Annotated in this window: 17 protein-coding genes; 8 read left to right on the forward strand and 9 right to left on the reverse strand. The window is 70.8% G+C overall.

The window, feature by feature from the left end:
- Nucleotides 1-84 precede the first annotated feature (84 nt).
- The gene (locus tag G412_RS0121975) at nt 85-1,899 is read left to right on the forward strand and encodes a bifunctional metallophosphatase/5'-nucleotidase (RefSeq protein ID WP_028813965.1); all 1,815 of its coding nucleotides are present in this window, start codon (nt 85-87) and stop codon (nt 1,897-1,899) included.
- Between the two features lie 110 nt (nt 1,900-2,009).
- Here G412_RS0121975 and G412_RS0121985 read toward each other — a convergent pair whose 3' ends face one another.
- The 5 genes from G412_RS0121985 to G412_RS0122005 all read right to left on the reverse strand — a co-directional run bounded on the left by G412_RS0121985 (nt 2,010) and on the right by G412_RS0122005 (nt 9,708).
- The gene (locus tag G412_RS0121985) at nt 2,010-3,425 is read right to left on the reverse strand and encodes a lysine N(6)-hydroxylase/L-ornithine N(5)-oxygenase family protein (RefSeq protein WP_028813966.1); all 1,416 of its coding nucleotides are present in this window, start codon (nt 3,423-3,425) and stop codon (nt 2,010-2,012) included.
- On the reverse strand, nt 3,422-4,852 hold the full coding sequence (locus G412_RS0121990; RefSeq protein WP_028813967.1) for a pyridoxal phosphate-dependent decarboxylase family protein: 1,431 nt from the start codon (nt 4,850-4,852) through the stop codon (nt 3,422-3,424). The genes G412_RS0121985 and G412_RS0121990 overlap by 4 nt, the downstream gene beginning before the upstream one ends.
- A gap of 780 nt (nt 4,853-5,632) precedes the next feature.
- A complete protein-coding gene (gene pepN, locus G412_RS0121995) occupies nt 5,633-8,134 on the reverse strand; it encodes an aminopeptidase N (protein WP_028813968.1) in 2,502 nt (833 codons plus the stop codon).
- Nucleotides 8,135-8,494: 360 nt separating this feature from the next.
- Nucleotides 8,495-8,809, reverse strand: coding sequence for a chorismate mutase (locus G412_RS0122000; RefSeq protein WP_028813969.1), 315 nt, complete (start codon nt 8,807-8,809; stop codon nt 8,495-8,497).
- A gap of 20 nt (nt 8,810-8,829) precedes the next feature.
- Nucleotides 8,830-9,708 carry a helix-turn-helix domain-containing protein gene (locus G412_RS0122005; protein WP_028813970.1) on the reverse strand — a complete coding sequence of 293 codons (879 nt, stop codon included), beginning with the start codon at nt 9,706-9,708 and terminating at the stop codon, nt 8,830-8,832.
- 209 nt (nt 9,709-9,917) lie between these two features.
- Between G412_RS0122005 and G412_RS0122010 the strand changes: the two genes are divergently transcribed.
- Nucleotides 9,918-11,693: a glycoside hydrolase family 35 protein gene (locus G412_RS0122010; RefSeq protein ID WP_028813971.1), complete on the forward strand. Its 1,776-nt coding sequence runs from the start codon at nt 9,918-9,920 to the stop codon at nt 11,691-11,693.
- A 168-nt stretch (nt 11,694-11,861) separates the two neighbouring features.
- Here the strand turns inward: G412_RS0122010 and G412_RS0122015 are convergent, their stop codons facing one another.
- Nucleotides 11,862-12,689, reverse strand: coding sequence for a S1 family peptidase (locus G412_RS0122015; RefSeq protein ID WP_051338543.1), 828 nt, complete (start codon nt 12,687-12,689; stop codon nt 11,862-11,864).
- 209 nt (nt 12,690-12,898) lie between these two features.
- Here G412_RS0122015 and G412_RS0122020 point away from each other — a divergent pair, with 209 nt between their 5' ends.
- Nucleotides 12,899-13,807, forward strand: a complete 909-nt coding sequence (locus G412_RS0122020) for a hypothetical protein (RefSeq protein WP_028813973.1) — start codon at nt 12,899-12,901, stop codon at nt 13,805-13,807.
- 23 nt (nt 13,808-13,830) lie between these two features.
- Complete coding sequence (locus G412_RS0122025) at nt 13,831-15,345, forward strand: ankyrin repeat domain-containing protein (protein ID WP_028813974.1); 1,515 nt, start codon at nt 13,831-13,833, stop codon at nt 15,343-15,345.
- Between the two features lie 64 nt (nt 15,346-15,409).
- Here the strand turns inward: G412_RS0122025 and G412_RS0122030 are convergent, their stop codons facing one another.
- The 3 genes from G412_RS0122030 to G412_RS0122040 form a co-directional block, all read right to left on the reverse strand.
- Nucleotides 15,410-15,805 (reverse strand): guanyl-specific ribonuclease, encoded by a 396-nt coding sequence (locus G412_RS0122030; RefSeq protein ID WP_028813975.1) that lies wholly within the window; start codon nt 15,803-15,805, stop codon nt 15,410-15,412.
- A 158-nt stretch (nt 15,806-15,963) separates the two neighbouring features.
- Nucleotides 15,964-16,896, reverse strand: a complete 933-nt coding sequence (locus G412_RS0122035; protein ID WP_028813976.1) for an SDR family oxidoreductase — start codon at nt 16,894-16,896, stop codon at nt 15,964-15,966.
- Nucleotides 16,893-17,696: an SDR family oxidoreductase gene (locus G412_RS0122040; RefSeq protein ID WP_028813977.1), complete on the reverse strand. Its 804-nt coding sequence runs from the start codon at nt 17,694-17,696 to the stop codon at nt 16,893-16,895. The genes G412_RS0122035 and G412_RS0122040 overlap by 4 nt, the downstream gene beginning before the upstream one ends.
- Before the next feature lie 56 nt (nt 17,697-17,752).
- Here G412_RS0122040 and G412_RS35535 point away from each other — a divergent pair, with 56 nt between their 5' ends.
- The 4 genes from G412_RS35535 to G412_RS0122060 are packed head-to-tail and all read left to right on the forward strand — an operon-like array spanning nt 17,753 to nt 21,244.
- Entirely contained in the window at nt 17,753-18,556 is an 804-nt protein-coding gene (locus tag G412_RS35535) for an enoyl-CoA hydratase family protein (RefSeq protein ID WP_051338537.1), read from the forward strand.
- On the forward strand, nt 18,553-19,401 hold the full coding sequence (locus G412_RS0122050) for a CoA transferase subunit A (protein ID WP_028813978.1): 849 nt from the start codon (nt 18,553-18,555) through the stop codon (nt 19,399-19,401). The genes G412_RS35535 and G412_RS0122050 overlap by 4 nt, the downstream gene beginning before the upstream one ends.
- On the forward strand, nt 19,398-20,156 hold the full coding sequence (locus tag G412_RS0122055; RefSeq protein ID WP_028813979.1) for a CoA-transferase subunit beta: 759 nt from the start codon (nt 19,398-19,400) through the stop codon (nt 20,154-20,156). Before G412_RS0122050 ends, G412_RS0122055 begins: the two co-directional genes overlap by 4 nt.
- Nucleotides 20,153-21,244 (forward strand): NAD(P)H-dependent flavin oxidoreductase, encoded by a 1,092-nt coding sequence (locus G412_RS0122060; protein ID WP_028813980.1) that lies wholly within the window; start codon nt 20,153-20,155, stop codon nt 21,242-21,244. Before G412_RS0122055 ends, G412_RS0122060 begins: the two co-directional genes overlap by 4 nt.
- Nucleotides 21,245-21,358: the final 114 nt, after the last annotated feature.

Consider the following 21,358-nt stretch of genomic DNA (forward strand, 5'->3'; position numbering starts at 1 on the left):
GCTGGTGTGGCTCGTTGGGCCAAACTCTACGCGCGTCACGTTGTGCGACCGAAGCGCGGAAGCACGGATCGAGGAGACAAGAGAATGCCGCTGAACCGTAGGACGTTCCTGGGCCGCTCGGCCGCCGCCGGGGCCGGTGTTGCCGTGGCCGGCGGGGCTGTGGCCACACCCGCCGAAGCACAGGGCCTCAGCCGCAGTCACGGCCACGGGCGTCCGCCCAAGCGGTACTCCTTCACCGTCATGGGCACGACGGACCTGCACGGCAATGTCTTCAACTGGGACTACTTCACGGACAAGGAGTTCGACGACAAGGCGCACAACGATGTGGGCCTGGCGAAGATCTCCACTCTGGTGAACCAGATCCGCGAGGAGAAGGGCCGCCGTAACACGCTGCTCATCGACGCGGGCGACACCATCCAGGGAACGCAGCTTTCGTACTACTACGCCAAGGTCGATCCGATCACCGCGAAGCACGGCCCGGTGCACCCGATGGCGCAGTCGATGAACGCCATCGGCTACGACGCGGCCGCTCTGGGGAATCACGAGTTCAACTACGGCATACCGGTGCTGCGCAAGTTCGAGGAGCAGTGTGACTTCCCGCTCCTCGGTGCGAACGCGCTGGACGCGAAGACGCTGCGTCCGGCGTTCCCTCCGTACGTCATGAAGAGGCTGCGTACGCCGCACGGCCGTGACGTGCGGGTGGCGGTGCTGGGCCTCACGAACCCGGGTATCGCGATCTGGGACAAGCAGAACGTGCAGGGGAAGATGACGTTCCCGGGTCTGGAGGAGCAGGCGGCGAAGTGGGTGCCGAAGCTGCGTTCCATGGGTGCGGATGTTGTCATCGTTTCGGCGCATTCGGGTTCGAGCGGTACGTCTTCGTACGGTGACCAGCTTCCGTACGTGGAGAACGCGGCGGGTCTGGTGGCCGAGCAGGTTCCGGGCATCGAGGCGATCCTGGTGGGGCACGCGCACACGGAGATCGCCGAGTACTTCGTGGAGAACAAGGAGACGGGCAAGAAGGTCGTCCTGTCGGAGCCGCTCAAGTGGGGGCAGCGGCTGACGCTCTTCGACTTCGATCTGGTGTGGTCGAGGGGCCGCTGGACGGTGGAGAAGGTGGGGGCGAAGGTCCTCAACTCCAATACGGTCGCCGAGGACCCGGAGATCACGAAGCTGCTCGGTGACGAGCACGAGAAGGTCGTCGCGTACGTCAATCAGGTGATCGGTACGTCGACGGTGAGGATGACGACGGCGGAGGCGGCGTGGAAGGACGAGCCGCTGATCGACCTGATCAATCACGTGCAGGCCGAGACAGTGAAGGCGGCGCTGGCGGGTGGGGCGTACGCGGGGCTGCCGGTGCTGTCGCAGGCGTCGTGCTTCTCGCGGACGGCGGCGGTTCCCGAGGGTGAGGTGACGATCAGGGACGCGGCGGGTCTGTATCCGTTCGAGAACACGCTTGAGGCGCGGCTGCTGACCGGTGCGCAGCTGAAGGAGTACTTGGAGTTCTCGGCGCGGTACTACGCGCAGACCGCGGCGGGGGCCGCGGTGGACACGGCGAAGCTGACGAACGCGGGGAACATCCCCGACTACAACTACGACGTGGTGTCGGGTCTGACGTATGAGATCGACATCGCGAAGCCGGCCGGTTCGCGGATTGTGAATCTCGCGTTCGAGTGCAGGCCGGTCGATGCGGCGGCTGAGTTCGTGCTGGCGGTCAACAACTACCGGGCGAGTGGCGGGGGGGCGTTTCCGCATGTCGCGGGTGCGAAGCAGCTGTGGGCGAATTCGGAGGAGATCCGGAACACGATCATCACGTGGGTGAAGGGGAAGGGCACGCTGGACCCGGCGGAGTTCGCGGCGGTGGGGTGGAAGCTGACGCGCGACGGTGTGCCGGTGTTCTAGGCGGCGCGGGATCTTCGGGGGGGCCGCTGCCGCTGTCTGCCGCTGTCCTGAGGGCGGCCTGCCGCTGTCCTGAGGGCGGCGGGCCCCTCGCCGGCTTGTGGCGGCGGTTCCTACCGGCCCTGGACCAGGGGGGTGAGGGCCGGTTGCTGGGCGGGGACGCGAGGGGCTTCGCGGCGTTCCAGGCCGAAGCTGGTGAACGCTGTGCGGCGCGGCATCGGGTAGGGGTCTTTGCCGGTGAGGGAGTTGAGGATCGTCGCGCTGCGCCACGCGGCGAGGCCGAGGTCGGGTGCGCCGACGCCGTGCGTGTGCCGCTCGGCGTTCTGTACGTACACGGATCCGGTCACCGAGGGGTCGAGAACGATACGGAACTGGTCGTCGATCCGGGGTCGCTCCGAGGCATCGCGGCGGATGTAGGCGTCGAGTCCTGCGAGGAGCTGTCCCAGGGGGCGTTCGCGGTAGCCGGTGGCGAGGATGACGGCGTCGGTGGTGAGGCGGGAGCGGGTGCCCTGCTGGAGGTGTTCGAGGTGGAGTTCGACTTTGGTGGTGCCGACGCGGCCGGCTGTGCGGACGGAGACTCCGGGGGTGAGGACCGCGTCGGGCCAGCCGCCGTGGAGGCTGCGCTGGTAGAGCTCGTCGTGGATGGCGGCGATGGTGTCGGCGTCGATGCCTTTGTGCAGTTGCCATTGGCGCGGGCCGAGGTCGTCGCGTACGGACTCGGGCAGGGCGTGGAAGTAGCGGCTGTAGTCGGGTGTGAAGTGCTCCAGGCCGAGCTTGGAGTACTCCATGGGGGCGAAGGCCTCGGTCCTGGCCAGCCAGGTGATTTTTTCGCGGCCTGCGGGGCGGGCGCGCAGCAGGTCGAGGAAGACTTCCGCGCCGGACTGTCCTGAGCCGATGACGGTGATGTGTTCGGCGGCCAGGAGCCTTGCGCGGTGGGCGAGGTAGTCGCAGGAGTGGATGACGGGGACGGTGGGGGCTTCGGCGAGTGGTTTGAGTGGTTCGGGGATGTAGGGCTGGGTGCCGACGCCGACGGCGACGTTACGGGTGTAGGCGCGGCCGAGGGCTTCGGCTTCGCCGTCGGCGTCGAGTTGGGTGAAGTCGACTTCGAAGGCGTCGCGTTCGGCGTTCCAGCGGACGGCGTCGACCTGGTGGCCGAAGTGGAGTCCGGGGAGGTTGTCGCTGACCCAGCGGCAGTAGGCGTCGTATTCGGCGCGCTGGATGTGGAAGCGCTCGGAGAAGTAGAAGGGGAAGAGCCGTTCGCGGGTGCGCAGGTAGTTGAGGAAGGACCAGGGGCTGGCGGGGTCGGCGAGGGTGACGAGGTCGGCGAGGAAGGGGACTTGGAGGGTGGCGCCTTCGATGAGGAGGCCGGGGTGCCAGTGGAAGGCGGGGCGTTGTTCGTAGAAGGCGGTGGCCAGGCCGCCGTGTACGCCGTCGGCGAGGGCGGCGAGGGACAGGTTGAACGGGCCGATGCCGATGCCCACCAGGTCGTGGGGCAGTTCGGGTTCTTGGGGCTGTGGGGCGGCGGTCATCGGTGGGTGCTGCCTTCCGGAAGTGAAAGGGGTGAGGGGAGGGAGGGGTGTGAGAGGAGTGAGAGCAGTGCTTTGAGGTCGTTGGGGGTGGTGTGGGGGTTGAGGACGGTGGCTTTGAGCCAGAGGCGGCCGTCGGCGCGGGCCCGGCCGAGGACGGCGTGGCCTTCTGTGAGGAGGGTGCGGCGGATGGTGGCGATGTCGTCGTCGCTGGCGTTGGTGGGGCGGAAGAGGACGGTGCTGATGGTGGGGCGGTCGTGGAGTTCGAGACCGGGGGTGTTCTCCACGAGGTCGGCGAGGTGCTGGGCGGCGGCGCAGGTGTGGTCGACGAGGGCGGCGAGTCCCGTACGGCCGAGGGCGCGGAGGGTTACGGCGATCTTGAGGATGTCGGGGCGTCGGGTCGTACGCAGGGAGCGGCCGAGGAGGTCGGGGAGGCCGGCTTCGGTGTCGTCGTCGGCGTTGAGGTAGTCGGCCTGGTGGGCGAGGGGGGTCAGGGCGGCGGTGCCGGGGACGGCGAGGAGCCCGGCGGCGACGGGTTGCCAGCCGAGTTTGTGCAGGTCGAGGGTGACGGTGTGGGCGCGGTCGAGCCCGTCGAGGCGGTGTTTGTGTACGTCGCTGAAGAGGAGTGGGCCGCCGTACGAGGCGTCGATGTGGAGCTCGGCGTTGTGGCGTGCGCAGAGGTCGGCGATCTCGGGGAGCGGGTCGATGCGGCCGGTGTCGGTGGTGCCGGCGGTGGCGGCGACGAGGAGGGGGTGGTGCAGGTCGGTGAGGGCTTCGTCGAGTGCGGCGAGGTCGATGACGCCGGCGGGGGCGGGGACGGTGACCGGTTCGGGGAGGCCGAGGAGCCAGGCGGCGCGGGGCAGTGAGTGGTGGGCGTTGGCGCCGTGGACGAGTTGTACGGGGCCGTGGCGTTCGCGGGCGAGGAGGAGGGCGAGCTGGTTGGATTCCGTGCCGCCGGTGGTGACGAGGGCGTCGGGTGCGGGTCCGTGGGGGTAGATCTCGGCGGCGAGCGTGCGGGTGACGTGCGCTTCGAGGGCGGAGGCCGCGGGTGCCTGGTCCCAGGAGTCCATGGACGGGTTGAGGGCGGACACGGCGAGGTCGGCGGCGGCGGCGACGGCGAGCGGCGGCGTGTGGAGGTGCGCGACGCACAGGGGTTCGGCGGGGTCCGCGGCGCCGTGGGCGAGTGCCTGGACGAGGGTACGGAGGGCTTCTTCGGCTCCGGTGCCGGTGTCGGGCAGTACGGTCGCGGTGGCGTCCAGGAGGCGTTGGGCGACGGTGTCGGGGCCGCCGGCGGGGATGGGTCCGCCGCGGGCGAGGGCGCCTTCGTGGAGGGCGTCGAGGACGGTGTCGAGCAGGGGCCGCAGGGCAGCGCGTCCGCCTGAGCCGCCGGCGAGGGGCGGGAGGGGGGTGCCGGGGGGCGGCGTACTCATGCGAGGTCCTTCGGGTGCGCTGGGCTGGCACACCAGCGTGTACAGGCATGAGCCGGTGCGTCCGGAGTGCTCAACGATCTCAACCCGAAAGTGGTACTCCCGCGCGGCTGGGGAGAGTTGGATTCGGCTGAGCTGATATGGGCCGGGTGGTGGGGGCGGGGCCGGCGGGGGCCGTCATGGCACGCGGTCGCCGGGCCGGTCACGGTGCCCGTGCCGTGCCCGTGTCCATGGCGGCTACAGCCGTAGGGGCCGGCACCCGGCCCCGGTGCGAGCGCCCGCCGCAGCCGCAGGCCTGCGACCGTTACGCGCCCCGCCCTTGGACGGGCGACAGCCGCAGCCACAGACGGGCACCGAGCCCTCGGAGGCATGCGGCCACGCGGACCGGCGACGGCCGCAAGCAAGCGCCGACACCGGGCCCCGGTGCGAGTAGCCGCCGTAACCGCACGCCTGCGACCGCACCCGCCCGCCCTTGGACGCGCGGCAGCCGCAACCGCAGACGGGCACCGAGCCCTCCGAGGCAAGCGGCCACGGTAGACCGGCGACGGCCGCAAACAACCGCCGGCACCAGGCCCCGGTGCGAGCAGCCGTCGTAACCACACACCTGCGACCGCACCGCCCACCCTTGGACGCGCGACAGCCGCAGCCGTGGACCGGCACCGGCCCCGGCGCCAAGGGTCGCCGTAACCCCGCACCTGACTGCCCTCGCCCCCTGGCCGGGCAGCGGACCTGACCGCAGGGCGGTGGCCGGGGCGGTGCGTGCCGGTGCGGTCTGTCGGCTCGTCAGTCGCCCCGTACCGCGATGGCGCGTCGCAGGTCGTCGAGTTGGTCGGTCAGTTTGCGGCGTAGGGCCGGGATCATTTCGGTGTCGTGCAGGGCGTTCTCGCCGAGGCGCAGTGAGTCCTTGTCGATGGCGAAGTGGGGGAAGGCGTAGCGGCCCGCGGCTTCGGCGATGGCGGGGCCCCGGCGGTCGGCGACGGCCTTGGCGTCGCGGTAGTAGCGGGGGATGTAGTCGCGTACGAGAGCGGTCTGTTCGGGTTGCCAGAAGCCCTGGGCGGTGGCGGTGAAGAGGTAGTTGGAGAGGGTGTCGTCGTCGAACATGCGGGTCCAGGCGGCGGCTTTGGCCTCGGGTGTGGGCAGGGCGGCGCGGCAGCGGGCGGCGCCTTCCTGGCCGGTGGCGCTGAGGTCGCGGTCGAGTTCGGCGGCGATGGCGGTCTCGTCGGTGGCGCCGAGTACGGCGAGGCGGCGCAGGATGCGCCAGCGCAGTTCGGGGTCGAGTTCGGGGCCGCCGGGGACGCTGCCGGTGTGGAGCCAGTCCTGGATGGCGTCGGGCTGGGTGGCGGCGTCGATGAAGTGGCGTACGGCGGTGAGGCGCAGGCCGGTGCCGTTGCCGTCTTCGGTGCGGCGGATGAGGTCACGGCAGATGGTGGTGAGGGTGGCGAGGGCGGCGGGACGTTGGGCCGCGTGGAGGTAGCGGTCGGCGATCTGGGCGTGGGCGAAGGCGAGTACGCCCTGGACGATCGCGAGGTCCGTTTCGTACGGGAGGTGGGCGCGGGCGGTTTCCAGGTACGCGGCGGGTTCGAGTTCGCCGTCGCGGACCATGTCGCGCAGGGAGTTCCACAGGATGGCGCGGGTGAGCGGGTCGGGGACGGCGGAGAGGTTGCGCAGTACGACGTCTTCGGACTGCTCGTCGAGGCGGATCTTGGCGTAGGTCAGGTCGCTGTCGTTGAGGACGACGAGCGCAGGGCGGCGGCCGGGGCGTACCGTCGCGGCCTCGTCCTGCGGTACGTCGACTTCGAACCGCTCGCGCAGGACGAGGCTCCGACCGTCGAGGGGGTCGCGGTCGTAGGCGCCGACGGCGAGGCGGTGGGGGCGGCTGCCTTTCCGGTCGACGGTGATGTGCCACATGCCTTCCGCTTGCCCGGTCGTGGGGGCGAGTGTGTCGACTCCGGTGGTGCGGAGCCACTGGTCGGCCCAGGCGTGGACGTCGCGGTCGGTGGCGGAGGCGAGGTTGTCGATGAAGTCGGCGAGGGTGGCGTTGGCGAACTTGTGGCGGGCGAAGTGGGTGTTGATGCCGGCCAGGAAGTCCTTTTCGCCGAGCCAGGCGACGAGTTGGCGCAGGGCGGAGGCGCCCTTGGCGTAGGAGATGCCGTCGAAGTTGAGCATGGCGGACGCGGTGTCGGGGACGGCGTCGGGGTCGGGGGCGACGGGGTGGGTGGAGGGGCGTTGGTCGGCGTCGTATCCCCAGCCTTTGCGGGTGATGGCGAAGTCGGTCCAGGTGTCGGTGAAGCGGGTGGCTTCGGTGAGGGTCTGGTAGCCCATGTATTCGGCGAAGGACTCGTTGAGCCAGATGTCGTCCCACCACTGGAGGGTGACGAGGTCGCCGAACCACATGTGGGCCATTTCGTGGGCGATGACCATGGCGCGGGTCTGGCGTTCGGTGTCGGTGACGGCGGAGCGGTAGATGAATTCGTCGCGGTAGGTGACGAGGCCGGGGTTTTCCATGGCGCCGGCGTTGAATTCGGGAACGAATGCCTGGTCGTAGGAGTCGAAGGGGTAGGGCTCTTCGAACTTCTCGTGGTAGCGGTCGTAGCAGGCGCGGGTGATGCCGAGGATTTCGCCGGCGTCGGTGTTGAGGTACGGCGCGAGGGAGCGGCGGCAGTGGATGCCGAAGGGCAGGCCGGCGTGTTCGGTGCGTACGGAGTGCCAGGGGCCCGCGGCGACGGCGACGAGGTAGGTGGAGATGAGGGGGGTGGGGGCGATGGTCCAGCGGCCGGCGCCCTGGTCGGGCCGATGCTGGGCGACGCCGTTGCCGAGGACGGTCCAGTCCTGGGGGGCGGTGACGGTGAGGGCGAAGACGGCTTTGAGGTCGGGCTGGTCGAAGGCGGCGAAGACGCGCTGGACGTCTTCCAGGAAGAGCTGGGTATAGACGTACGTTTCGCCGTCGGTGGGGTCGGTGAAGCGGTGCATGCCTTCGCCGGTGCGGGAGTACCGCATGTCGGCGTCGACGCGCAGCTCGTGGTCGCCCGCGGTGAGGCCGGTGAGGGGGAGGCGGTTGCCGACGAGCGTTTCGGGATCGAGTGGCTGCCCGTCGAGCGTGACGGCGCGCAGGACGGCGGGCTTGAGCTCGACGAAGGTGTCCCCGCCGGTGCGGGCGGTGAAGTGGATGACGGTGCGGGAGTCGAAGGTCTCTTCGCCGCGGGTCAGATCGAGTTCGATCGTGTACCGGTGTACGTCGATGAGCTGGGCTCGGGTCTGCGCTTCGTCGCGCGTCAGTACGGGCATGGGGACATGCTGCCCGATGGTGTGCGGTGGCACATGCGCCGAGGCACCGTAGTGGTCACCGGCGGAGCGATGGGCAGGGCTCCCGCCACCGGCCACGCCGAGTCAGGCGCGACAGACGCGGCTGTCGCCCTTTGTCTTGCTGATCGTCGTGACAGTCGTCTCGCTGGACGGTTGCCATGGACACGCACTCCAGCGGGGCCTAGTGGCCCGGCGTCCGTACGGGCAGGCCCCGGTCGGCGGCTGCCTCCGCCAGGCGTTTGTCGTAGGTGACGAACGCGGTGGTGACGTGCGGGGCTTCCCACTCGTACGAAGTACGCCTGCTCCGGGCCGTCGGTGCGGCGCGCCCGGGTGGGCTGCCGGCTAGGACTTGGCGATCGTTTCGTGGTGGCGGATGACCTCGGCGATGATGAAATTGAGCAGTTTTTCGGCGAATGCCGGGTCCAGTTTGGCGCTTTCCGCGAGTTCGCGCAGGCGGATGATCTGGCGGGCCTCGCGGGCCGGGTCGGCGGGGGGAAGCTGGTGCCGTGCCTTGAGGAGGCCGACCTGCTGGGTGCATTTGAAGCGCTCGGCGAGCATGTGGACGACGGCGGCGTCGATGTTGTCGATGCTGTCGCGCAGCCGGCTCAGTTCGGCGATGACGGACTCGTCGATTTCGCTGGATTCGCTGGAGGTCATGGTCAGCGAGCTTACGTCGGTCAGGTCGCGATGGTCGGCGGGTGTTCGGGATCTGGGATCTGGTGGCTCCAGCCGCCGTGGACGGCGCGGCCCTGCTGTTCCCGGAAGCGGACGGGGGCCATGCCGACGCGGCGGGTGAAGAGGCGGGAGAAGTAGGCGGGGTCGTCGTAGCCGACGCGGCGGGCGACGGCGGCCACGGGGAGTTCGGTGGCGGCGAGGAGTTCCTTGGCGCGGCCGAGGCGGATGCCGAGGAGGTAGTCCTTGGGGCTGCATCCGGCGCCGCGGCGTACGGCGGTGCGCAGCTCGGCGGGGGTCATGCCGTGGCGGGAGGCGTGTTCGGCGACGGACAGGGGCTGGAAGGCGTCGCGGGCGAGGGCCTGGAGTACGGGGTCTGTGTCGGCTCCCGCGTCGGCGCGGGCGCGGCGCAGGGCGACGAGGAGTTCGTGGACGGCGGCGCCGGTCTCGACTTCGAGGAGGGGGTTTCCGCGGCGTGCGGCGCGGGCGATGCGGCCGACGGCGGCGCGGGCGGCGGCGGTGTCGGCGAGGGGGACGACGGGGCGGTCGGGTTCTATGTAGCCGAGTTCGGTGTACGTGGTGGTGGCGGGGCCGGTGAAGTCGACGAAGCTCTCGTCCCAGCCGGTGGCCGGGTCGGGTCCGTAATGGTGCGGTGTGCCGGGTATGAGCCAGATCAGGGCGGGTGCCGTGACGGCGGCGCGCCGCCCGTCGGGGCTGCGGTACCAGCCGCTGCCGGCGCTGATGACGACGGCGACGTGGTGGTCGAGGGTGCGGGGGCCGACGGTGGGCAGTGTGCCGTGCTGGAGGCCGACTCCGAGGCACACCAGGCCGAGCTTGTGGTGGGTGGGGCTGGGGGTGAAGTAGCGCATCCAGGTGTGGTACATCCGCTTTGTTTTCCTCCCCGTCTGCTCATGTGGCGTTCCGTGGGTGATCCCTTGGCGATCCCCTGCTGATCCCCTGTTGATGCCCTGGTGACCCCCTGGTGACCCCCTGCTGATCCCTTGCGTCCAAACAGCGCTGATCTTTGTCCATGGACCGTTCCACCGCCAGGGGTGAGGCTGAAGCCCTGACAGTGGAGCGAGAGGCGGGGACCGTGGCTGACTTCACGGTGGGTGAGTCGGATTTCGAGCTGGACGGGCGGCCGGTGCGGCTGCTGTCGGGCGCTTTGCACTATTTCCGGGTGCATGAGGGGCAGTGGGGGCACCGGCTCGCGATGCTGCGTGCCATGGGGCTGAACTGTGTGGAGACGTACGTCCCGTGGAATCTGCATGAGCCGGAGCCCGGGCGGTTGCGTGACGCGGGGGCGCTGGGCCGATTCCTGGACGCGGCGCGGGAGGCGGGGCTGTGGGCGATCGTGCGTCCTGGGCCGTACATCTGTGCCGAGTGGGAGAACGGCGGGCTGCCGCACTGGCTGACGGGTGCGCTCGGCGCGCGCGTGCGCACGCGCGATGAGCAGTATCTGGGGCATGTGGAGCGGTGGTTCGGGCAGTTGCTGCCGCAGGTGGTGGAGCGGCAGATCGACCGGGGCGGCCCGGTGGTCATGGTGCAGGTCGAGAACGAGTACGGCAGTTACGGCTCGGACCAGGTGTATATGCGGCGTCTGGCCGGGTTCTTGCGGGAGTGCGGGGTGACCGTGCCGCTGTTCACCTCCGACGGGCCCGAGGAACACATGCTGTCGGGTGGTTCGGTGCCGGGGGTGCTGGCGACGGCGAACTTCGGGTCGGGGGCGCGCGAGGGCTTCGAGGTCCTGCGGCGGTACCAGCCGTCGGGTCCGCTGATGTGCATGGAGTTCTGGTGCGGCTGGTTCGACCACTGGGGGGCGGAGCATGTCGTACGGGATCCCGCCGACGCGGCGGCGGCGCTGAGCGAGATTCTTGAGTGCGGCGCCTCCGTCAACATCTACATGGCGCACGGGGGAACGAGCTTCGCGGGCTGGTCGGGTGCGAACCGTGCCGGGCAGCTCCGCGAGGGGGAGCTGGAGCCGACCGTGACGTCGTACGACTACGACGCGCCCGTCGACGAGTTCGGCCGCCCCACGGAGAAGTTCTGGCTGTTCCGCGACATTCTCGCGCGCTACCAGGACGGCGGGGCTCCGGTGCCGGACGTACCGGCCACGCCGGACACGCTGGGTGAGCCGGTGCGGGCGCAGATCGCGGAGTGGGCGCCGCTCCGCGACGTACTGGAGGTGCTCGGCGGGCCGGAGACACACTGCGCGGTGCCGCCGACGTTCGAAGAGCTGGGCGTGGACCGGGGGCTGGTCCGCTACCGGGTGGACGTGCCGGGGCCGCGGCGGGCGTACCCGCTCGGCGTGAGGGGGCTGCGGGACCGGGCTGTGGTGTACGTCGACGGGGCGCGGGCGGGGGTGCTGAGCGGCGGGGCGGGCGAGTCCGCCGCGTACACGGCGCTGGACGAGCCCGTGGCGGGGCCCGCTTCGGTGGAGCTGTGGGTGGAGTCGCTGGGGCGGGTCAATTACGGGCCGTGTGTCGGCGAGTCCAAGGGCATCACGGGTGGCGTGCTGCATGAGCTGCAGTATCTGCACGGTGTACGGGCGCGGGGGCTGTCCCTGGACGCGTTCGAGGACACGGAAGCGGTCGGGAAGGTCGCGTACCGGTCCCCGGAAGGGGTGGTGGGGGCGTCGGGGCTGTTCCGGGGAACGTTCGAAGTGCGGGGTGCGGGCGACGCGTCGCTGCGGCTGCCGGGGTGGGAGCGGGGCTTCGTATGGGTGAACGGCTTCTGCCTGGGCCGGTACTGGGCGGCGGGGCCTCAGGAGGCCCTGTACGTTCCCGGACCCGTTCTGCGGGAGGGTGCGAACGAGGTGTGGGTGCTGGAGCTGGAGAGCGCCGGTGAGCGCTTCGCCGAGTTCGGCTGACGGGGAGCGGACGCCCAGGAGAGCCGGTCCGTTGCGCCGCTCCCATGTAAGCACCCGGTGCTCCTGGAGCTGTGCCCCTTACATCTGACAAAGGTGGGGCGGGTGTTGGACTGACGCGTCCAGCACCCGCCCGGTCCGCGAACGTTCAGCGGTGGTTCCCAGTCAGGGTCAGAGGCCCGCGGCAGCCGACTTGATGGCGGCGGCGAAGGTCGACACCTCGGTGTACACGCCGGGGTAGTTGGGACGTGCGCAGCCATTGCCCCAGCTGACTATCCCGACCTGTATCCAGGCGTTGGTGTTGTCCCGGCGGAACATCGGTCCGCCCGAGTCGCCCTGGCAGGTGTCGACACCGCCCTCGGTGAAGCCGGCGCAGATCTCCTCGCCCGCCACCAGGTCGGGGTACGAACGCTTGCAGCTCGTGTCGGAGACGAACGGGACCTGGGCCTTGAGGAGGTAGCGCTGCTGGCCGCCGCCCTCCCTGGCCGCTCCCCAGCCGGCGACCGTGAAGGTGCCGCTGTTGTACGCCGTCGTGTCGGCGATCTTCAGGGTGGGCAGGTCGATGGGCCTGGCGAGCTTGATCAGCGCCCAGTCCTTGCCCGTGCCGTTGTAGCCGGGGGCCTGGAGGACCTTGGTGGACTTGACCTTGATGGCGCTGGAGCTCCGCAGGTCGACGACACCGGCGGTGGCGGTGATGCTGGTGTTGTTACCGGATCCGCTCACGCAGTGGGCGGCGGTCAGGACGATGTCCTTGGCGTAGAGCGAGCCGCCGCAGCCCATCGAGAGCCGGACCATGAACGGGAACTCGCCCTGGGCGGCGCGGGTTCCGCCGACGACGGGCGGCGTCGACGCGGCGGCCGCGGACGCGCCGGCGGGCTGGATGCTGACCGCGGCGAGGATCACTGCGCCGGCGGCGGCACATCTCTTGAAGGCACGCAGAAGGTTCTTCAACGAACTGCCTCTCGTGGGAAACCGTGGGGGGTCGCTGTGCCCGCGCATGACGGACAGCGCGCACACCACCCGAAAAAGATGGCATGAGCCCGTCAAGGCGTTGCTGGATTATGCGGAGCCGTCCGCCCTGCCGACAAGGGAGGCAATCCAGCCACACCCCGCGCAGGCGCCACACCGTCGGCATCCGCCCGGCGAATCCGCCTACAGTGGAGACCGGTTCACCGTCGTTGTGCAGACGTACGGAGGTGAGTGCGGACGTGACCAGCGGGAGCGAGGTCGTACACGGCTATCCGCATCTGACGACCGTGCGGTCCGCCCTCGCCGCGCTCCACAGACGGCTCTCGTACGACGGCGTGCACTCCTACGCCCCGAGCGTCTTCCCCGCCGACGTGGCCTTCTGCGACCAGGACGATCTCCACCTCGGGACCCAGCGCGTGGCCCGCGCCCTCGTCCAGCATCTGCGCCTGCCGGACGCCCGCATGATCGTGAGTTTCCGCGAGATGGAGCACGCCGCCAGCGTGGAGCTGGCAGCGGGTCCGGAGTACTTCATCGAGCTCAACGACCGCTTCAGGACCCACCGCGACGACATCGGGGCCGCCCTCGCCCACGAGATCACCCATGTGCTGCTGCACCGCCTCGGCCTGGCCTTCGCCGGCACCCGTGACAACGAGATCCTCACCGACACCGTGACGACATACCTCGGGGCGGGCTGGCTGCTGCTCGACGCGTTCCGTGAGGACGGCGCGTCCAGCCAGAAGCTCGGCTATCTCACCCCGGAGGAGTTCGGGTACGTCCTGGCGAAGCGCGCGATCGCCTTCGGTGAGGACCCCGCGCCCTGGTTCACCAGCGCGCAGGCCTACACGGCGTACACGAAAGGCCTCGCGCAAGCCCGCCGGGACGGGCAGCAGCCGCCGCTGACCGCCGCGGGGTGGGCGGGGCGCCGGAAGTACGCCAGGGAGCGGCGGTACGCACAGGAGAACGGCAGCCGTACGGACCACGGTTCCTCGTCCCCCTCGGCGTCGTACGCCTTCGAGGGGGGCGGGCGCGACACGCTGCGGGTGTCGTTCCCGTGTCCCACGTGCCAGCAGCGCATCCGTGTTCCCGTGAGCGGCCGGGTACGGGCACGCTGCGCGCTGTGCCGCACGATTCTCGAATGCGACACCTGAACACACGCACGTAGTGTCGGCACATGACGAAAGATCCGGAAGCGGGTCCGAGGACCCTGTCCGAAGCGGTGTACGACGGCGGGGACGACGCCGTCGTACGGCTGCTGCGCTCCGGCGTACCGGCCGAGCAGACCGACGACGAGGGCGAGAGCGCGCTCTACAGAGCGTCCGTACAGAACCGTCCGGGCATGGTGCGGCTGCTGCTCGCGGCGGGCGCCGATCCGGACCGGGCGAGCGGCCGGGAGGGCGGTGACCTGCCGTTGTGCGGCGCCGCGGTCGGCGGCCACACGGAGGTGGTGGAGGCCCTCCTGTCGGCGGGCGCGACGCCCGACCTGCGCGAGGCGCTGGGGTTCACCGCGATGGCGTGGGCCGTCCGGCAAGGGCACGCGGACACGGTCGAGGCGCTTTTGGAGTACGGCGCCGATCCGGACCTCGCCGCTCCCGGTACGGAGCCGCCGCTCGTGCTCGCCGCGCGGCGCGGGTCCACGGAGACCGTACGGACCCTTCTGCGGCACGGCGCTTCCGCGCGGCGCGAGGCGCTGGAGGAGGCGCTGCGGTGGCTCGAAGTCGATGTGGAGGACGAGCTGCGGGCGGGGCTGCTGGAGACCTTCGCGGACGGTGTGGCGGAGGTCGCGACAGTCACCAGCCGCATCGTGGAGGACGGCGGGGAGACGGTCGTCGTCGAACTGCTGCGGGACGGCACGTCGTCGGCCGGCGCCGAGCAGCAGACCGGGCACGCCGCGATCGCCACGCTCCTGGAGGAGCGGCTGGGCATCCGTACGCCTTTCGAGGAGCTCGCCGAGCGGGCGCTGAGCGGCGGTGATCCCGGCCGGGACGAGTGGATGGAGTCCGTGGCCGCGCTGTGGCGGCGCGGTGACGAGGAGACGTTCCAGGCGGCGGCCGAGTGGTGTGTGAGCGGTGATCCTCTGCGGCAGACGTTCGCCGCCGACGTTCTGGCGCAGCTCGGCTTCGAGCAGGGCGGGAAGCCGTTCGCCGCGCGGTCCCTGCCGCTGCTGCGGGAGCTGGCGCGCGAGGCGCGGGAATCCGGTTCCGAGCCGGCTCAGGCGGCTGTGCTGGCGCTGGGGCACCACGGTGATCCTGCGGCGCTTCCCGAGATCCTGCGCCACGTCGACCACCCCGACGCCGATGTACGTCACCGGGTGGCCCTCGCCCTCATCGGCCTTGTCCCCGCCGGTCACCGGGAGGGTACGGCGGCGCTGATCACTCTCAGCGGCGACACCGACGAAGAGGTGCGCGACTGGGCGACGCTGGCGCTCGCCGGTCTCGACGCCGATACGCCGGAGATCCGCGAGGCGCTGGCGGCCCGCCTGGAGGACCACGATCCCGACACCGCGGCGGAGGCGGCACGCGGCCTGGCGGCGCGCGGGGACGCCCGGGCGGTGGACGCGCTGGGCCGGCTGCTGCGGGAGGAGGATCCGCAGGGGTACGCGTACGCGACGGCGGTCGAGGCGCTGGAGCACATCGAGGACGCGACGGTGAGGCTCCGGCTGCAACACACGCCGCCGCGCTACCGGTGAGGGGTCCTGTGACCGGGTCTCCGTTCCTCAAGCGGACACTGAGGAACACGCCTGCGCGGAACCCTCAGCAGCCGTGGTCGACGAGGTCGAACGACGCGTAATGGTCGGCCGTGTAGTAGTCCTCCTGCGCCGCTTCACCCGTGACGACGCGGCGGGCGCCGCGGTTCGGTGAGCCCGGTGTGACCACGGTGTACTCGTGGTAGTAGCCGGTGGTCCGGTCCGGCAGGATCTGCTCCCGGTTCTGGAAGACGGTCCCGTCCCGCTCGTACGGGTAGGGCCCGCCGGCCTCGATGAGGTCGAGCGTGTCGTGCGCCTGGGCGGGCAGGGCGGAGTAACAGATGTCACCGACCACGGGGGCAGGGGCGGCGCTCGCCGCGAGCGTGACCGGGCCGCCGACGAGGAGGGCGCAGACGAGGGCGGCGATGCCGCTGATGGCTGAGAGACGTGGGGGGATTCTCATGCGCCTCATGATGAGGCGCGTAGAGCGTGCCGCGTCAATGCCAACTGGCCTCGGTTCTCCGTACGTTCACCTGCCCCACCGCCAACCTCCGGACGCTCCACACGTTCTCGCGTCGCCGGACCATCGGGGGCTGTCCGGCCGCACGGGGCCGGCGCCCGCTACCGCGCCCCGTACACCCGGCCCGGTGTCGCGGACTCGGCCAGGAGCCGGGCCGCTGCGCCGCCCGCCTCCGCCGGGGTCCATCGCGCGCCCTTGTCCGCCGTGGCGCCAGGGCGCCAGCCCTCCATGACCGTGATGCGGCCCGCCTCCGCTTCGAATACGCGGCCGGTCACCCCCGCCGATGCCGCCGAGCCCAGCCACACGACCAGCGGCGAGACGTTCTCCGGGGCCATCGCGTCGAACTCGCCGTCCGCTCCCGGCGCCGCCATCGTCTCGGCGAAGGTCTGCTCCGTCATCCGGGTACGGGCCGCCGGTGCGATCGCGTTGACCTGGACGCCGTACGGCCCCAGTTCCTGCGCCGCGACCAGCGTCAGCCCGACGATGCCCGCCTTCGCGGCCGAGTAGTTGCCCTGCCCCACACTTCCCAACAGGCCCGCCCCCGAGCTGGTGTTGACGACACGTGCCGCCACCTCCCGCCCCGCCTTCGCTTGCGCCCGCCAGTACGCGGCGGCGTACTTCAGCGGCAGGAAGTGGCCTTTCAGGTGTACGCGCACGACCGCGTCCCAGTCGTCCTCGTCCAGGTTGACCAGCATCCGGTCCCGCACGAAACCGGCGTTGTTGACCAGGGTGTCGAGCCTCCCGAACGTCTCGACCGCCGTGGTGACCAGGGACGCCGCGCCCCCGGCCGTCACGATGTCCCCGCCGTGGGCCACCGCCTCTCCCCCCGCCGCCGCGATCTCCTCGACCACGCACTGCGCCGGACCCGCGGACGCCCCCGCGCCGTCGGGCCCGGCCCCCAGGTCGTTGACGACCACCTGTGCGCCCTCCGCCGCGAAGGCCAGGGCGTGGGCCCGCCCCAGCCCCCGTCCGGCGCCCGTCACGACGACGACTCGCCCGGCGCAGATTCCCGTACCGGTCCCGGTCCCGGTCATTTCCCTTCCCCTTTCACTTGTCCCCGTTCTCCCCGCGACTGCCCGCTGTTGACGGTCGCCGCGTCCAGGAACGCGGGGCGTTCCCCGCCGCCGTGGACGAGGAGGGACGCACCGCTCACGTACGCCGCCCGCCCGGACGCGAGGAAGACGGCCGCGTCGCCGATCTCGCCGGGTTCCGCGAGGCGGCCCGCCGGGACGGTCCGGCCGACGGCCGCGACGCCGGCCTCGTCGCCGTAGTGCAGGTGCGAGAGCTCGGTGCGGACCATGCCGGGGACGAGCGTGTTCACCCGTACGCCGGGCGCCCACTCCACCGCCATCGATCTGGCCAGGTTCTCCAGCCCCGCCTTGGCCGCCCCGTACGCCGCCGTCCCCGGCGAGGGCCTGGTCCCGCTGACACTGCCGATCATGACAACCGATCCCCCGGTCGCCCGAAGGTGCTCGTACGCCGCCAGAGAGGCCGTCATCGGTGCGGTCAGGTTCAGTTCCACGACCCGCGCGTGACGGGCCGCCTCGCCCTCCCCCAGCAGCCGGTACGGCGTCCCGCCCGCGTTGTTGACCAGTACGTCGAGCCGTCCGTACGTCGCCACGACGCCGGTGAAGAAGTCCTGGACGGCCGCCCGGTCCCGCAGGTCGAGTGGCCGGAACTCCGCCTCGCGGCCGCTCGCTTCCACCACCTCGTCCGGCGGCCGGCGCGCGCAGATCACGACCTGCGCCCCCGCGGTCAGGAACGCCCGCGCGATGCCGGCGCCGACGCCGCGCGTGCCGCCTGTGACGACGGCGACCCTCCCGTTCAGTTCCATTCGCTGCTACCTTCCGCACCTAACAAACGTTTGGTGGAAAGGTAGCTGATCCGCCCATGGGTGTCTCCACCTCAAGCCCGGAAAGCACTGGCATTTCCGTCGTGACGGTCGACTTCCCGCCCGTCAACGCGCTTCCCGTACAGGGCTGGTACGACCTCGCCCACGCCGTCCGAGCCGTCGGCCGCGACCCCGCCGTCCGTTGCGTCGTACTCGCCGCCGAGGGACGCGGCTTCAACGCCGGGGTCGACATCAAGGAGCTGCGGCGCGACGCGGGCCACACCGCCCTCGTCGGCGCCAACCGCGGCTGCGCCGAGGCGTTCGCCGCCGTCTACGAGTGCGAGGTCCCCGTCGTCGCGGCCGTGGGCGGCTACTGCCTCGGTGGCGGCATCGGCCTCGCCGGCAACGCCGACGCGATCGTCGCCTCCGACGACGCCACCTTCGGCCTGCCCGAGCTGGACCGGGGCGCGCTCGGCGCCGCCACCCACCTCGCGCGCCTGGTCCCGCAGCACCTCATGCGCGCGCTGTACTACACCTCGCGCACCGCCACCGCCGCCGAACTGCACGCCCACGGGTCGGTCTGGAAGGTCGTCCCGCGCGCCGAGCTCCTCGGCGAAGCGCTTGCCCTGGCGCGCGAGATCGCGGGCAAGGACGGCACCCTCATCCGGCTGGCCAAGGCCGCCATCAACGGCATCGACCCTGTGGACGTACGCCGCAGCTACCGCTTCGAGCAGGGCTTCACCTTCGAGGCCAACCTCAGTGGCATCGCCGACCGCGTCCGTAACACCTTCGGCAGCACCACCGGCCGCACCACCGGCCACACCGTCAGCGACACCTCGGGTCAGGAGGGCAGCCGTCCGTGACCGACAAGACGATGACAGCCGAAGAAGCCGTCGGGCGGCTCCGCAGCGGCATGACCGTCGGCATCGGCGGCTGGGGCTCGCGCCGCAAGCCGATGGCCCTGGTCCGAGCACTGCTCCGTACCGAGATCAGTGATCTCACCATCGTCTCCTACGGCGGCCCCGACATCGGCCTCCTCGCCGCCGCCGGCAAGATCCGCAAGCTCGTCACCGCCTTCGTCACCCTCGACTCGATCCCCCTGGAGCCGCATTTCCGTACGGCTCGCCAGAACGGCACGATCGACCTCACCGAGATCGACGAGGCGATGTTCATGTGGGGGCTCCACGCGGCCGCCAACCGGCTCCCCTTCCTCCCCGTCCGGGCCGGCATCGGCTCCGACGTGATGCGCGTGAACCCCGCCCTGCGTACGGTCACTTCGCCGTACGACGACGGGGAGGAGTTCGTCGCCGTACCCGCCCTGCGCCTGGATGCCGCACTCGTCCACCTGAACCGCGCCGACCGGCTCGGCAACGGCCAGTACCTCGGACCCGATCCGTACTTCGACGACCTCTTCTGCGAGGCGGCCGACACGGCGTACGTCTCCTGCGAGCAGGTGGTCGAGACGGCGGAACTGACGAAGTCCGCGCCGCCGCAGAGCCTCCTCGTCAAGCGCCACTACGTCACCGGCGTCATCGAGACCCCGAACGGCGCGCATTTCACCTCGTGCGCCCCCGACTACGACCGCGACGAGGCCTTCCAGCGGGTGTACGCCGCGACCCCCTGGCCCGAGTTCGCCGGACGCTTCCTGTCCGGCAGCGAGAAGGCCTATCAGTCCGCCGTACAGGCGTGGCACGAGGAGCAGAAGTGACCACCAAAGCCACCAGACCCGTCACTGCCACCCGCGCCGAACACTGCGTCATCGCCTGCGCCGAAGCCTGGCGCGACAACGGCGAGATCCTCGCCAGTCCCATGGGCACGATTCCCGCCATCGGTGCCCGTCTGGCCAGGCGCACCTTCTCCCCCGACCTCCTCCTCACCGACGGCGAGGCCGTGCTGATCAGTCTGGACGGGGCTCCGGAGGGCTGGCTTCCGTACCGTCAGCATCTCGCCATGGTCACCGGTGGCAGGCGCCACGTGATGATGGGCGCGAGCCAGATCGACCGCTTCGGCAACCAGAACATCTCCTGCATCGGCGACTGGCGGCAGCCCGCCCGCCAGCTCCTCGGCGTTCGCGGAGCGCCCGTCAACACCCTCAACAACCCGACGAGTTACTGGGTCCCGAGGCACTCCACCCGCGTCTTCGTCGACAAGGTCGACATGGTGTCGGGCGTCGGTTACGACAGCGCGGCCGCCGCGGGCCCGAGCGCCACCCGCTACCACCGCATCCCCCGTGTCGTCACCGACCTCGGCGTCCTCGACTTCGACACCCCCGACCACTCGATGCGCCTCGCCGCCGTGCACCCCGGCGTGACGGCCGCCCAGGTCCGGGAAGCGACAGGCTTCGCGCTCACCGTCCCCACGGACGTCCCGTACACCCGCGAGCCTTCCGCCGAGGAACTCCGCCTGATTCGCGAGGTCATCGATCCGGAGGGCTTGCGCGACCGCGAGGTCAGCGCCCGATGAAGACGGCGCTCACCGAGCTCACCGGCGTCGAACACCCCATCGTCCAGACCGGCATGGGCTGGGTCGCGGGACCTCGCCTCGTATCGGCCTGCGCCAACGCGGGCGCGCTCGGCATCCTGGCGTCCGCGACGATGACCACCGAGCAGCTCCTGCGCGCCGTACACGAGGTCAAGTCCCGTACGGACGCCCCCTTCGGCGTCAACCTGCGGGCCGACGCGAGTGATGCACGTGATCGTGTACGGGTCATCATCGACGAGGGCGTGAAGGTCGCCTCGTTCGCGCTCGCGCCCTCCAGGGACCTGATCGCGGAGCTGAAGGACGCGGGCGTCGTCGTCATCCCGTCCGTCGGCGCACGCCGGCACGCCGAGAAGGTGGCGGCGTGGGGCGCCGACGCCGTCATGGTGCAGGGCGGCGAGGGCGGGGGCCACACCGGGGAGGTGGCAACCACGGTGCTCCTCCCCCAGGTTGTCGACGCCGTGGACATCCCCGTGATCGCTGCGGGGGGCTTTTACGACGGGCGTGGCCTGGTCGCGGCACTGGCGTACGGCGCGGCAGGCATCGGGATGGGCACGCGCTTCCTGCTCACCCGCGACTCGACGGTCCCGGACACGGTCAAGGCGCGGTACCTGGCGGCGAGCGTAAAAGACGTCACGCTCACGACCGCCGTCGACGGTCTTCCGCACCGCCTGCTCCGTACGGACCTCGTCAACTCCCTCGAAGGGGCGGGCCGTACGAGGGCGCTGGCGCAGGCGGTGCGCCGTGCGGCCGGATTCAAGAGGATCTCGGGACAGAGCTGGGCCGCGATGGTCCGCGACGGCCTGGCCATGAAACACGGCAGGGACCTGACCTGGAGTCAGGTGTTGCTGGCCGCCAACACCCCGATGCTGCTCAGGGCCTCCATGGTGGAGGGCCGCACCGATGTCGGGGTGATGGCGTCCGGGCAGGTGGCGGCGGTGATCGACGATCTGCCGTCCTGCGCGGAACTGGTGGCACGTGTCATGGCCGAAGCGAACGAAACGCTCGAACGACTTCAGGCAGCTCCGACGTCACTCCGCACCTCGCCCAGCAGTGTGCCGACACCGGAATGATTCCTTTTCAGCAAAGGAATCGCGAGGGCACCCGGATCTGATGATTGCGTTCCACGAGGCCCGCTGCCTGCCCCCTGCGGCCATGGGGGCAGGCAGCGGAAAAGCGCCGCAGGG

It is taken from the genome of Streptomyces flavidovirens DSM 40150 (assembly GCF_000429085.1).
GTDB lineage: Bacteria > Actinomycetota > Actinomycetes > Streptomycetales > Streptomycetaceae > Streptomyces > Streptomyces flavidovirens.